We start from the raw sequence: 13,888 nt of genomic DNA, 5'->3' as shown, positions 1-13,888 counted from the left end.
ACTGAACATGAGTGAAGACATTTCCCGCCGGCTGAGACTGGCGGAACAGGTAGCACGAGAAGCCGGCGCCAAAGCGCTCGATTATTTTCATCGCCGTGAAACGCTGGTGATTGAAACCAAGCGAGATGCGCAGGACGTGGTCTCGATCGCCGACCGCGAAGTGGAAATGCTGATTAACGGGCAGATTGCTCAGGCATTCCCGGATGACGGTTTTCTCGGTGAAGAGTTCGGCTTGCAGGCGGGCAGCTCAGGTTTCACCTGGGTGGTGGACCCGATTGATGGTACCAGCCCGTTTGTTAACGGTATGCCGAACTGGTGCGTATCGATTGCCGTGATCCACGAAGGGCAGCCGGTCATTGGCGTGATCATGGCACCGTGCCAGCAGGAGTGCTTTGTGTCTGCACGCGGCCAGGGCGCAACGCTGAATGGCAAACCGTTGCAGGTTGATCCGGCACGCACCATGCAGAACCACGTCACCGGCTTCGGTGCTAACAGCTATGTTACCCCGGAACGCGTGGGTGAGATTGCCGCCGGGATCACCGCCGCAGGCGGCAACTTCTTCCGCAACGGATCGGGGGCCATGATGCTGGCATACGTTGCCGCCGGGCGTCTGGTGGGTTATTACGAACCTCATATGCACGCGTGGGATTGCCTGGCGGGTTACTGCCTGGTCAATGAGGCAGGCGGCTGGACCCACACGTTTAACACCGCCGGTGAGCACCTGCTGCGTGGTGCCCCGGTGCTGGCCGTGGCACCAGGCGCCAAAGACGATTTGCTGAGGATTGCCCAACTGTAGCCCCTTCTGCGCAGTGCTTTCATGACGCCGGATAGCACTGCGCAAGTTCCCCTCCATATTTCGTTCTCCAGCGAAGTGTTGTTTTTTTAGATCAGTAAAGTTGCCTCTCCCCCTGCAAGAGAGTGCACTGATGATCGCCGTTCTTTTTGAAGCCGAGATAAGCCCTGACGGGCAAACGCGTTACCTGCAACTTGCCGCTGAACTGAAACCTCTGCTGGCAGATATTGATGGTTTTATTGCCATTGAACGTTTTCGTAGCCTGGCCGACGACGGCAAGATCCTGTCGCTTTCATGGTGGCGCGACGAAGACGCCGTACTGGCCTGGAAACAGAATGCCCACCACCAGGCGGCCCAGGCTGAAGGACGCCGCCACCTTTTTTCCTTCTACCGCATCCGCATTGCCGGGGTACTGCGGGATTACTCATCAGAAAATAAAGGACAACACCATGTTTGATATCCATATCCTGTTACCCAATGTTCCCGGTGCGCTGGCCGCGCTGGCGAGCCTGTTAGGCCGTCAGGGTATCGGCCTGGAAGGCGGTGGTGTCTTTAGCGCAGGTGAACACAGTCATGCACACTTTCTGGTGGTCGAAGGCCAGCGGGCGCGGGCTGTGCTTGAGGCAGAAGGGTTTCAGGTTCAGAATGTCTGCCAGCCGCTGATCCGCAAGCTGAAGCAGGCGCGCCCGGGTGAACTGGGCGAGATCGCAACCGCACTGGCAGACGCCGGGATTTCGATCCTGACGCAGTACAGCGATCATGCGAATCAGTTAATTCTGGTGACGGACAACCCCGCTGCTGCCGAACGCGCTACCAAACAATGGGCCTTAGTGCCTGAGTAACCATGCACAAACAGACGATAACGACCGACAATGAGGATGTGCTGGCGTTTTCCATGGTCGCCGTCGCGGCGGCCCTGGCGGATACCTCACGGGTTAAAATACTCTGCGCCTTAATGGACGGGCGCGCCTGGACGGCGACAGAGCTGAGTACCGTGGCGGATGTCGCCTCTTCCACCGCCAGCGCGCATCTGGCACGTCTGGTGCAAAGCCATCTGATTTCCTGCCTGTCCCAGGGGCGGCACCGTTATTACCGGCTGGCCGGTGGCGATATTGCGCAGCTGATCGAAACCATGATGGGGGTGTCATGGCGGCGTGTTGCGGCACCAGAACCCAGCACGCCCGCCGATATGCGTTATGCCCGCACCTGTTACGACCATCTGGCGGGGGAAGTCGCGGTACAGATCTATGACGCAATGCGCGATGCACAGTGGATAACGGCAGATGGCGCTGCGCTGACCGATACCGGCAGACGACACCTGACTGAACTGGGGATTGAACCCGATGCCGGTACCCGGAGGAAACACTGCTGCGCCTGCCTGGACTGGAGTGAGCGACGATTTCATCTTGGTGGCTATATCGGTGCCGCTTTTTTCCAGCACGGCGAAGCGCAGGGATGGTTTGTCCGTACGCCGGGTTACCGGATGGTCACGATCACCCCGAAAGGCAGGATGATGCTGAACAGACATTTCAAGCTGGCCCTGTAATTCCTCCACCCTGAACCTGTGATAAACCTCTCTTGCTCCTGGGCGATCGCCCAACTCTTTCCTTTTATTCCCCCTGTTATTTGGGTAAACGCACATAGCGTCACTCTACAATAAGCCTTAGAATATTCTCACTGAATATTACGCGAGGCGAAATTTATTATTTAACATTCACAATGAAAATAAAAAAAATTTATAACACCTGTTCGGACATTATAAAAAACAACTCAGGGATAGCTGTACCCTATCGTCAATGATAATAATATAGAGGTGACAAAATGCCTATTTCCGAACCCCTTGCCTGGTATGGGGCGCTGGCAGGTCTGTTTATTGCCATTTTTCTTATTCTGAAAAAAACCAACCCTGTTTACTCACTGTTTTTCGGTGCTATTATCGGCTCATTTATCGGTGGCGGCAGCCTGGAGCAGACGATTTCATTGCTGACATCCGGCACGCAGAGCGTGATGGGCACAGTGATCCGCGTCCTTGCGGCCGGGGTGCTGGCTGGAGTCATGATGGAGTCCGGCGCAGCGGAAACCATCGCCCAGGCGATTGTGAAAAGAATGGGTGAGAGCAAAGCGATTATTTCGCTGGCACTGGCTACCATGATTATTACCGCCGTTGGTGTCTTTATTCCGGTGGCGGTGTTAATTGTTGCACCAATTGCGCTCTCCGTCGGTAATAAAATCGGCATATCGAAAATTGCTTTATTGCTGGCCTTATCTGGCGGAGGGAAAGCGGGAAATATTATTTCGCCCAACCCCAACGCCATTGCTGCCGCTAATGGTTTCCATATTAATCTTAGCGATGTGATGATTGCCGGTTTTATTCCGGCCCTGTGCGGCCTGCTGATGACGGTGCTTGTCGCCTCACTGCTGAGAAATAAAGGTATCAACGTATCGGATGCTGAAGCCGCGGCAGCCTATGGCAAAGGCAATGCATCCGGCGATAAGCAGTACCCAACGCTGGGTAAAGCCGTGGTTGCTCCGCTGCTGGCCGTGATCCTGCTGATGGTCAACCCGATAGGTTCGATCTTCCATCTCAGCGCGCTGACCGCCTTCAAACTGGATGCCATGTACGTGTTGCCAGTGGCCGGTTTCGTCGGACTGCTGGCAATGGGCAAAAAAGAGAAAATGCTGGCCTATACTACGTCCGGGTTGGAAAAAATGACCGCCACCGTGCTGATTCTGATCGGTGCCGGGGCGATCGCTGGACTGATTGCCGCATCAGACCTCTCCACCCAGGTGGTGCAACTGATCGATATGATGGGGATTTCCGGCACTTTCCTCGCCCCGATTTCCGGCATCCTGATGGCGGGTGCCACAGCGTCGACCTCCACCGGGGTGATCCTCGCCACCAGCACCTTCGGCCATACGATCACTAATATTGGCATGGCGCCGATTGCCTCTGCGGTGATGGTGCACACCGGCGCCACCGTGATTGACTCATTACCACAGGGAAACTACTTCCACGTGACGGCCCAGAGCATGAATATGAGCATCAGACAACGTATGGCGCTACTGCCTTATGAGGCAATGGTGGGCGGAACCATGACGCTGGTTGCGACTCTTCTCTACGGCTTTGCTCGTTAATATAAGGCAACCCATTATGAACAAGACGTTTGTATTAGCACCCGACTCCTTCAAAGAGAGCATGACGGCGAAGCAGGTTTGCCTCGCGATGGAGGCCGGGCTGAAGCGCGTGTTTCCTGATGCCAACTATATTCACGTTCCGATGGCGGACGGCGGCGAAGGCACTACTCAGTCACTGATTGATGCCACGGGGGGTGAGATATTCACGCTAGAGGTGACCGGCCCGCTGGGTACCCCGGTGGAAGGCTGCTACGGCATTATGGGCGGTGGCGACATTGCGGTGATTGAGATGGCCTCGGCCAGCGGCATCCATTACGTTAACCAGCACACTAAAAATCCTTTGCTGACCACCACCTGGGGCACCGGGGAACTGATCCGCGCCTGCCTGGATAAAGGCATCAGGAAGATCATTCTGGGCATCGGCGGCAGTGCCACCAATGACGGCGGGGCCGGAATGGCAGAAGCGCTGGGCGTGCGTTTCTTTGATAAACAGGGTGAACGTTTAGCGCCCGGTGGCGGCGCACTGGGTGATTTACACCGCATTGATATTTCCGGGCTGGACAGCCGACTGGCAGAGGTAGATATTCAGGTGGCCTGTGATGTCACCAACCCGCTATGCGGTCCGCAGGGTGCATCGGCGGTGTTTGGTCCGCAAAAAGGGGCAACACCTGAGATGGTCGCCACCCTCGACCATCACCTCGCTCATTATGCTGACGTTATCTCGCAGCAACTCGGCTACGAAGTGGCAGCAACGCCAGGAGCCGGAGCCGCGGGAGGGCTGGGCGCCGGGCTGATGGCCTTCACCCACTGTACGCTGCGTAAAGGTATTGAAATCGTGGTTGAGTACAGTGGTCTGAGCGCGAAGTTGGCCGGGGCTGATTACTGCTTTACCGGGGAAGGCCGCATCGACTTCCAGACACGTTTTGGTAAAACGCCTTTCGGTGTAGCACAGACCGCCAGACAACATCAGGTTCCGGTCATTGCAGTTGCTGGCAGTATTGGCGATGATGTCGGCGCGCTGTATGACGCTGGCATTGATGCTATTTTTGGCATTATCCCGCACGCGGCGGCAATAGAATCGCTGTTGCAGGAAGGCACAACCAATATGGAACGCACCTGCGAAAATATTGGCCGACTGATAAAAAAAACAGCGGCAGGTTCTCATTAATACCCGATCACTGGCATCAACGCGCCAGGATAACGACGGGTGACATTTAACCAAGGACGTGATCATGTCTGAAGTATTGAGACGCACCAAGATTGTTGCCACGTTAGGCCCGGCGACAGACCGGGATAATAACCTCGAAAAAATTATCAAAGCGGGCGCTAACGTCGTCAGGTTGAACTTTTCTCATGGTACCGCCGAAGACCATATTGCCCGCGCCCAGCGCGTGCGTGATGTCGCCAGCCGCCTTGGTCGTCAGGTGGCGATTTTAGGCGATCTCCAGGGGCCGAAAATCCGTGTTTCGACCTTTAAAGAAGGTAAAGCCCTGCTGACGGTCGGCGATGAATTTATCCTCGATGCCCTGCTGGACAAAGGCCAGGGCGACAACCAGCGCGTGGGTATCGACTATAAATCCCTGCCCGATGATGTGGTGCCCGGCGATATTTTGCTGCTGGACGATGGCCGCATTCAACTGCGCGTACTGCGCGTGGCGGGCGCGACGATCTCTACCGTGATCACCGTGGGCGGCGTGCTGTCGAACAATAAAGGCGTGAATAAGCTGGGCGGTGGTCTCTCCGCCAATGCCCTGACCGAGAAAGACAAAGCCGATATTCTCACCGCCGCCAAAATGAACGTCGACTACCTTGCCGTCTCTTTCCCGCGCAGCGGTGAAGACCTGCGTTTCACCCGCCGTCTGGCGCGTGAAGCGGGCTGTAAGGCGCTGATTGTGGCAAAAGTAGAGCGTGCCGAAGTGGTGGCAACACAGGAAAGCATGGACGATATGATCCTCGCCTCCGATGTCATTATGGTGGCGCGTGGTGACCTCGGCGTCGAGATTGGTGATGCGGCGCTGGTCGGGGTGCAAAAACGCCTGATTGCGCGTTCACGCCAGCTTAACCGCGTGGTGATCACCGCCACCCAGATGATGGAATCGATGATCACCAACCCGATGCCAACCCGCGCAGAGGTGATGGACGTCGCCAACGCCGTGCTCGACGGCACCGATGCCGTCATGCTGTCGGCTGAAACCGCAGCGGGCAGCTTCCCGGTAGAAGCCATCACCTCCATGCATAATATCTGCCTGGGTGCGGAACGGGTGCCGGGAACGAACACCTCTAAACACCGCCTGGACGTTGAGTTCAGCAATATCGAAGAGATGACAGCAATGTCTGCCATGTACGCGGCAAACCATCTGACCGGGGTGAAAGCCGTCATTGCCATGACCGAATCCGGGCGCACGGCACGTATGATGTCGCGCATCACCTCGCGCCTGCCGATCTTCGCCCTCTCCCGCCATCAGTCCACGCTCAATCTGACCACGTTGTATCGTGGTGTCACGCCGGTGCTGTTTAACGGTCATGCTGAAGGCGTGCAGTCGGCGCAGGATGCTATCGCTATTCTGCGTGAAAAAGGTTACCTGGCCTCGGGCGATCTGGTGATCGTCACGCAGGGAGACAGCGTTGGCCAGATTGGCAGCGCCAACACCTGCCGTATTTCGATCGTCGACTAAGTCCACTTCTCTCTGCGGCCTCTGTGCCGCAGCGCCGCGCAGGACCCGACTGCGCGGCGTGCATTCGTCAGTTATTCCGGAGTCCGTCAATGAGTGAATCTCTGTTCGATGCCAGGCTTGCCTGTTCCATCGTCGACAGAACCATGCAGATCATCAACTGCAACGTCAACGTGATGGGAGCCAATGGACGCATTATTGGCAGCGGCGACCCGGCGCGGATCGGTGAAATGCATGAAGGCGCATTGTTAGCGTTAACCCAGCAGCGCGTCGTCACCATTGATGATGCATCGATGCACTCGCTCCACGGCGTGAAGCCCGGCATCAATCTGCCGCTCAAACTGAATAACCAGACCGTTGGCGTCATCGGACTGACCGGGGACCCTCAGGGGCTGATGCAATTTGGTGAACTGGTGCGTATGACCGCCGAAATGATGCTCGAGCAGGCGCGTCTGCTGCAACTGCTGGCCCACAACAGCCGCCTGCGTGAAGAGCTGGTGTTAAGCCTGATCCGCAACAGTGGGAACACCGCAACCGCCAGTGAATGGGCACAGCGCCTCAATGTGGATCTGCAACAGCCGCGCGTGGCCATGGTGGTGGAGCTGGAGAGCGGGCAGCTCGGCGTCACCAGTGCCATGAGTGAACTGCAACAACTCCAGTCTTTACTGCTGGAAAGCGGGCAGGATGATCTGATGGCTATCGTGTCACTGACGGAAATGGTGGTCCTTCGCCCCGCTCACCTGCATGCCGAACGCTGGGAGCCGAAAGAGCATAAACAGCGGATGGAGCGGCTTTATCAGCGCCTGCAACAGGGCAGCTCACTCAAAGTACGCCTGGCATTGGGGAACTTTTTCCCGGGAACGGGCGGCGTTGAGCGATCGTATCGCACGGCAAAAGCGGCCATGAAGGTGGGTAAGCAGCGTATGCCAGAGGTGCACTGTTATGATTATCAGGACAGTAAGCTGCCAGTGCTGCTGGACAGTTTAGCGGATGGCTGGCAGGCGGCTGAGCTGGTCAGCCCACTGAAACGGTTAAAAGCAATGGATGAAAATGGGGTTTATCGCAGAACGTTACGTGCCTGGTTTCGTCATGATCTGCATGCCAGCACCACGGCAAAAGCCCTCTATATTCACAAAAATACCCTGGACTATCGGCTGAAACGCATTGCCGACCTGACCGGGCTGAATCTGAGCAAACTGGACGACCGCTTCCTGCTGTATGTGGCCGACCAGCTTGATAATGACTGACGGGGAACGGCAGATACCGCTCCCCGGTTCAGATTACTTCAGGCGGTAAGCCACTACCGAGTCACCGGCTTTGGTGCCGAGCGAACCGTGACCACCGGCCGCAATCACCACATACTGCTGGTTATCGCTGCCCATATAGGTGGCAGGCGTTGCCTGGCCCCCGGCGGGCAGTTCGGTCTGCCACAGTAACTCGCCCGTGTTGACATCGTAAGCACGGAAGAAGTTATCGGCCGTTGCACCGTGGAACACCACATCACCTGCGGTGGTTAACGGGCCACCGTGTGCCACCATCCCCATTGGGAAGCCAATCGGGAAGCGTCCCGGCAGGAAGCTGGTGTTCAGGTTCTTGGTGGTGCCCACGCGGCGCAGCCATTCGGTTTTCCCGGTTTTCAGGTCAACACCGACCATGCGGCCCCATGGCGGCGCGATGCACGGAATCCCCAGACTGGAAGAGAGCTGCTGAATATGAATGGCGTAATCACCTTCAAAGTTCTCATTCCAGTACGGCGTACCGTCTTTGGTGAACAGACGCTTGTCCGCCGTTGCCGCCGAACGTTTGATCAGGTTGTATTTGTAAGCCAGACGAACCGGTGAAGCGATCAGGATCTGACGCTCAGGATCGACCGCAACAGAACCCCAGTTAAACACCCCTATATTGCCCGGGAAGATAATCGAACCGGCTTCGGTCGCTGGCGTCCACGGATTGCCGTCATAACGCAGTGACTTGAAGTCAATACGGCAGGCCATCTGGTCAAACGGCGTCAGGCCCCACATCGCTTTTTCATTCAGCGGTGCCGGAATAAAGTTCAGCGCAGAGACGGGCTGCGTTGGGGAATATTTCTCGCCGCTGATGCCCTGCGTGGAAACATCAACCTGATTAATCGGGTACACCGATTGGCCCGTCAGGCGGTTAAGCACAAACAGGTTGCCGGTTTTGGTCGGCAGGATCACCACAGGCTGTTTCTGGCCCTGATAGTCGATATCCAGCAGCGAAGGCTGTGACGGATTATCGCGGTCCCACAGATCGTTTTTCGAGGACTGGAAGCGCCATTTGAAGCTACCGGTTTTCAGATCCAGCGCCACCAGGGTGTCGCGGAACTTCTCGGTGTTGCTGTTGGCATCACGCGCAATGCCCACTTCATCCGGCGAGGCATTACCAAACGGCACATACACCAGGCCATTTTTCAGGTCAGCACTCAGCGTACCCCACGCCACCGGCGTATCCTGCGGATAGCTTTGGTCGGCGCCAATCGGCTGGGTGTTTTCCGGGTTGGCCGGGTCGAAGTTCCACACCAGACGGCCAGACATCGCATCATAAGCGCGGATCACCCCAGATGGATTTCCAGTATTGTAGCCGTTGTCCATGACGGAACCGCCAACAATCACCAGGTTACCCGCCACCAGCGGTGCTGCCGTTTGCATCAGAGCATGCGGGCGCACTGTGCCCATATTGGCATGCAGATCCACCACGCCGTTGTTACCGAAGTCAGCACACAGCTTGCCGGTATCCGCATCCAGCGCGATCAGTTTGGCATCGTTGCTGGCGTTATAGATACGCTTGCGGCAAAGGGCGGGCTGGGCGGGTGTGCTATCAGCCTGTACCGCGCTGCCGTCATAGTAGCTCACACCACGGCAGGTCTGATGCTGTTGCAGATAAGAGGCATCTTTCGCTGGCTGATATTTCCACTTCAGCGCACCGGTTTCCGGGTTCAGCGCATGAACTTCATTGTGAGGCGTACAGAAATAGACGCTGTTGTTCACCTTCAGCGGCGTCGCTTCAAAGGTGTATTCCGTGGCATCTTTTTCCGCATCGCGCACGTCGCCCGTATGGTAGGTCCAGGCCACATCCAGCTTGCTGACGTTATCGCGCGTGATCTGTTTCAGGCTGGAGAAACGCAGGCCGTTGGTGGTGCCACCGTAGGCCGTCCAGTCACTGCCCGCCACCTCGGTGTCGCCGCTCTGGCGCTGGTTGGTAATGTTGCCTGCCTGTGGCAATGGATCGTAAAACATCATCCCCACCACCAGCGCCACAATCAGAATGACCGTCGTGCCGAGGAAGGGATGAAAACGGCGCCCTTCTTTTTTGTACAGTGGGCGAACCACCCAGGGCAACGCCAGCCACAGGCCGATCAGGCCAATGATGTCTCCGCGCGGGATCCACTGCCATTTGTCAAAGCCGACTTCATAAATCATCCACGCCAGTACCATCCACATTAATAAAGCGTAGAGAGACAAAGCGATTTTTTTATTCATAAACAGCGTGATAGCCGTGACCAGCAGGCCGAGGCCCATCAGTGCATAGAACGGCGTACCGCCGATCAACAGCAGTTGTGTACCCATGTAGAGCATCGCGATCCCGACGATTGCGATGACAATACTGGTTATCTTGTTAAGCATTGGTATCCCTTAGTGTTAAAGTGCGCAATTATTATCTGACAAATAATTACAACGTACTTACACTAATTTAACTAAAAAAATCTGATATAAAAACAAAATTATTTTAATTGTTATCGGTAACTATTTCGGTCAGGGCAGAGTTTTGCCCAACGTCAGTTTTACGAGCCTGCTCTGAAAGTTGTCATTTCCTGCCCCTTTAGCGCCATGACTTCATCCTTTCTGTCGCACCTGCGTTTACAATCCAGGCAGATTTATTGTGTCTGGCACTTGAAAGTACGAAATGAAACGTACATGATACACGGAGGTAATATGACACTCACAGAGGTGAAGAAGCAGGCAATCAACTGCCTCAGGCAAGATGCTTATGACCATGAAGTCCGGCGGGATCTGGACGTAAAAAACCTGTTTGCGACGGGCGTGGTGGATAAGGTCTGGGTTGCTGAACTGATCAGGAAAACCAGCGGGTCGGGGTATCATTGCAGCCCTCATCATCGGGCCCCTGACGTGGATGTTCATATCTGTCGCAGCTGGAAATGCGGCGGCTGGTGGTACGTTAAATTTTATTTTATGGAACCTGATATGATTTTTATCAGCGTGCATCTGTAACAAGGAAGAGGTGACCATGAGAATTGTCAAAGAGGGCGAAACACGGACGCTGCTGTGCCATAACTGCGGTAAAACATCTGCCACCTACCGGGTACGTGATGTCGCATTCAGCGATAAGCGTGGCACGGTGAAAAATATTCTCGCCGCTGTCTGCGACCGCTGCGATGAGGTGGCCGCTATCCCCGCGCAGTCCACCGCGCGTATCAAAGAGGCCTTCGAACAGTCCAGTTCCCCGCTGGAAATCAGAGTGCCGGTACACTACCTGGATATTCTGTATGTTGCTACGCAGAAGATTGATACCACCCTCAGCGAAAACTTCAACAAGGCGTTGATCCTCTGGTATCTGCATGCGCTGACCAGCGGCCGTTATCCGCAGCAGGAACTGAAAACATTGCTGAGCAGCGACATAGCGGATGCGAAAGCGTCAAGACGCCTCTCGATGAAAATCACGCAAAAGCAGCAGGCGGAACTCAACCAGCTGATGCAGCAGCAGGGGATGAAAAAAACCTCTGATGTGGTGAAAGCGGTGATCCTGAAAATTCATCAGGACCTGGTGCTGGAGCAGGATCTCAGCGGCCTGCCAGAGTTACGCAATATGGCTGCCGCAATCGCCTGATCAATCGCGGCCTCTGTGACACCTGTATCACCTGCCCGGCAGTCGTGCGGGCAGTTCAAGACTGGTGCGGAAATCCTCGCCGCGGTAATCCTCATCCAACAGATGACGTTTGCGCAGCTCCGGCAGCAGGCCATTAATCAGCAGATCTTCCTGGTCTGGCTGCCCCAGCCCGTGCAGCGAAATCACATCCAGCACACCTGCGTGATAGCGCTGCTCAATGGCATCGGCCAGCGATTCCGGGGTTCCGGCAACAAACCAGTGCCCGGTCTCTTCGGCTTCAATAATCAGCTGACGCAGCGTCAACCCCTGGCGGGCGTAGCGGGTAAATATCTCCGCACGTCCACGACGTCGGTTCACCTGGCTCGTATCCGGCAGCAGAGATTCCGGGATCGCCCGGTCGAGATCCAGCTCCTGCAAATCGACCTCCCCGCCGAGCATATCCGCCACCTTCAGACGTCCACGCTGATAGTCAATGCGCTGATGCTTCTCTTCCAGGCGGCGCGCCACATCGGCCGGGCTTTCACCGATAACCGAGTGGAAAGAGTTCATGATCAGCGGCGGCTGCTCGCGGCCTGCCAGCTGCGCACGCCGCCGGACTTCGGCCACAAAGGCACTGGCGGCATCCAGCCCAGGCTGCGAGGTGTAAATCACTTCGGCATAGCGGGCACCGAGGCTGATCCCCTCCTCCGACTGCCCGGCCTGGAACTGTACCGGACGATGTTGCGGCGACGGTGGCACATTTAGCGGCCCCGCCACGCGGAAGAAATCACCGTGGTAATTGATCGGATGCAGCTTGCGGGGATCGATGCTGACACCTCCGCCGCTCTTGCGCTGTACCGCGTCCCGGTCATTGGCATCGAACAGTGCATTAATCACTTCAATAAATTCGGTAGCGCGGGCATAACGCGCCGCCGGAGAAGGCAGCTCGCCGCCACCAAAATTCTCCTCACCCACCGATGAGGTCACCGCATTCCAGCCCGCGCGCCCGGCGCTGATATGGTCGAGCGTGCCGATCAGACGCGCCAGATTGTAAGGATGCTGGAAGGTGGTGGTGACGGTGGCAATCAAGCCTATCTGGCGGGTCACCTGGCTTAACGCCGCCAGCGTGACAATCGGGTCCTGACTGCCGGTGATCCCGGCCAGCCCGACGGGATCGCTCTGGAGCAGATCGGCGGTAAACAACCCGGTGATTTTTTCACGTTCAGCGGTTTGCGCCAGTGCGACGGCGCGCTGAATGCCAAAAGCGCGGTCGGTGTCGTTGGCGGCGTATATCACGCTGCTCGCGCCTACCAGTGTTTTCAGTCGTCTGCGGTGTTGAGTGGTCACTTGAAGTCCCTTATTTCAGCCAGGTCAGAGGCTTAAAAAATAAAGGGCTGAGGTTTTTACGCCACTAAGAAAAACGAATGTGGTTGGGTGAAATTCAGCTAAGAGGCATCAGTGTGGGTTCAGGCACCGCGCAGCGACTTCGGCGACACACCAAACTTCTTACGGAAAGCGACCGAAAAATGGGCAGGTGTGTAACCCACGCGATAAGCGGTGGTCGACACGCTCATCTCCCCTTCGGTCAGCATCTGCCATGCTGTTTGCAGGCGCAGATTTTGCAGATACTCAAACACACTTTCCCCGAACAGGCGGCGGAAACCGACGGTGAGTTTACGGGTATTAATCCCGACGCTCAGCGCCAGTTCGGCCAGAGAAGGCGGCTGTAACAAGCGGTCCGCCAGCAGATCTTTTGCCTGGTGCAGGCGTTCAATGTCTGCCGTTGACAGGCGCAACTGCCCGGCTTCGCTGCGCGCCGGGCGCTGGCTGAATCCCTCCAGTGCATGCGCCACAATCTCCAGCGCTTTACCGGACAAATAGAGCGCCCGGGCAATTCCTGTCATCGGGCAGCTGGCTACCTGCGCACGTAACGCCTGAATCGGCGCCGAGGCTTCCATCACCAGCAGGCGCGGGCCGTTGAATTTTTCCAGTTGAAACGTCTGCTGGAGCTGCTCATGCACATCGCCACCGATGCGGCTGGCCAGCGTCGCCGGAGACAATGTAATGGTGCTGTAGTCCATCCTGCGCCCCGCTTCGAAACGCTGCATCGACTCACTCTCCCCCTGATTCCACACAGCACAAACGCAGGGGCCGACGATACGACGCTCAGCCGCCTGTGGCATCCGGCACAGCAGTTCACCGCCGTCGACCACAATCAGCTTCAGTCCCTGTTGCAAGCGTTCCGTCTCCCATGTTGCCACGCGGGGATTAAGCGATCCGCTGCTTAACGCAATGCTGCCGTCAAAAACAACATCATTCACAGGCTGGAGATTCAGATGAGGAGAAAGGGTCGCGCTGGCTGGTTTCATATCTCTGCCTGTCAGTTCACCACAGTGGAAGAAGGTATTTAAACGCAATCGATTATCATTCTCACAATACCAGT

13 protein-coding genes are annotated in these 13,888 nt (G+C 56.3%); 10 read left to right on the top strand and 3 right to left on the bottom strand.

What is annotated here, in order from left to right; translation table 11 throughout:
* Positions 1-7: 7 nt before the first annotated feature.
* The 8 genes from HHI26_RS21200 (at position 8) to HHI26_RS21165 (ending at position 7,847) form a co-directional block, all read left to right on the top strand.
* On the top strand, positions 8-796 hold the full coding sequence (locus HHI26_RS21200; protein ID WP_159336990.1) for an inositol monophosphatase family protein: 789 nt from the start codon (positions 8-10) through the stop codon (positions 794-796).
* Between the two features lie 130 nt (positions 797-926).
* Positions 927-1,250 (top strand): antibiotic biosynthesis monooxygenase, encoded by a 324-nt coding sequence (locus tag HHI26_RS21195; RefSeq protein ID WP_167864461.1) that lies wholly within the window; start codon positions 927-929, stop codon positions 1,248-1,250.
* The gene (locus HHI26_RS21190) at positions 1,243-1,635 is read left to right on the top strand and encodes an amino acid-binding protein (protein ID WP_171149652.1); all 393 of its coding nucleotides are present in this window, start codon (positions 1,243-1,245) and stop codon (positions 1,633-1,635) included. Before HHI26_RS21195 ends, HHI26_RS21190 begins: the two co-directional genes overlap by 8 nt.
* Positions 1,636-1,637: 2 nt before the next feature.
* Positions 1,638-2,339 carry a winged helix-turn-helix domain-containing protein gene (locus HHI26_RS21185; RefSeq protein WP_171149651.1) on the top strand — a complete coding sequence of 234 codons (702 nt, stop codon included), beginning with the start codon at positions 1,638-1,640 and terminating at the stop codon, positions 2,337-2,339.
* Positions 2,340-2,614: 275 nt separating this feature from the next.
* Complete coding sequence (locus tag HHI26_RS21180; protein ID WP_159336994.1) at positions 2,615-3,928, top strand: SLC13 family permease; 1,314 nt, start codon at positions 2,615-2,617, stop codon at positions 3,926-3,928.
* A gap of 16 nt (positions 3,929-3,944) precedes the next feature.
* Positions 3,945-5,096 (top strand): glycerate kinase, encoded by a 1,152-nt coding sequence (locus tag HHI26_RS21175; protein WP_202879938.1) that lies wholly within the window; start codon positions 3,945-3,947, stop codon positions 5,094-5,096.
* Between the two features lie 64 nt (positions 5,097-5,160).
* A complete protein-coding gene (gene pyk / locus HHI26_RS21170; protein WP_167864458.1) occupies positions 5,161-6,603 on the top strand; it encodes a pyruvate kinase in 1,443 nt (480 codons plus the stop codon).
* Positions 6,604-6,692: 89 nt separating this feature from the next.
* Positions 6,693-7,847, top strand: a complete 1,155-nt coding sequence (locus HHI26_RS21165; protein WP_133843133.1) for a CdaR family transcriptional regulator — start codon at positions 6,693-6,695, stop codon at positions 7,845-7,847.
* A gap of 33 nt (positions 7,848-7,880) precedes the next feature.
* Here the strand turns inward: HHI26_RS21165 and HHI26_RS21160 are convergent, their stop codons facing one another.
* Positions 7,881-10,244: a membrane-bound PQQ-dependent dehydrogenase, glucose/quinate/shikimate family gene (locus HHI26_RS21160; protein ID WP_159336996.1), complete on the bottom strand. Its 2,364-nt coding sequence runs from the start codon at positions 10,242-10,244 to the stop codon at positions 7,881-7,883.
* Between the two features lie 309 nt (positions 10,245-10,553).
* Here HHI26_RS21160 and HHI26_RS21155 point away from each other — a divergent pair, with 309 nt between their 5' ends.
* Complete coding sequence (locus HHI26_RS21155; RefSeq protein ID WP_133843129.1) at positions 10,554-10,850, top strand: hypothetical protein; 297 nt, start codon at positions 10,554-10,556, stop codon at positions 10,848-10,850.
* Between the two features lie 16 nt (positions 10,851-10,866).
* Positions 10,867-11,466, top strand: coding sequence for a hypothetical protein (locus HHI26_RS21150; protein ID WP_171149650.1), 600 nt, complete (start codon positions 10,867-10,869; stop codon positions 11,464-11,466).
* Positions 11,467-11,493: 27 nt separating this feature from the next.
* Here the strand turns inward: HHI26_RS21150 and HHI26_RS21145 are convergent, their stop codons facing one another.
* The gene (locus tag HHI26_RS21145) at positions 11,494-12,792 is read right to left on the bottom strand and encodes an NtaA/DmoA family FMN-dependent monooxygenase (RefSeq protein ID WP_171149649.1); all 1,299 of its coding nucleotides are present in this window, start codon (positions 12,790-12,792) and stop codon (positions 11,494-11,496) included.
* Positions 12,793-12,911: 119 nt separating this feature from the next.
* Positions 12,912-13,814 carry an AraC family transcriptional regulator gene (locus tag HHI26_RS21140; protein ID WP_171149648.1) on the bottom strand — a complete coding sequence of 301 codons (903 nt, stop codon included), beginning with the start codon at positions 13,812-13,814 and terminating at the stop codon, positions 12,912-12,914.
* Positions 13,815-13,888 lie beyond the last annotated feature (74 nt).

It is taken from the genome of Erwinia sp. JH02 (genome assembly GCF_013074405.1).
GTDB classification, from domain to species: domain Bacteria; phylum Pseudomonadota; class Gammaproteobacteria; order Enterobacterales; family Enterobacteriaceae; genus Erwinia; species Erwinia rhapontici.
This window is presented reverse-complemented; position numbering and strand designations above follow the sequence as displayed.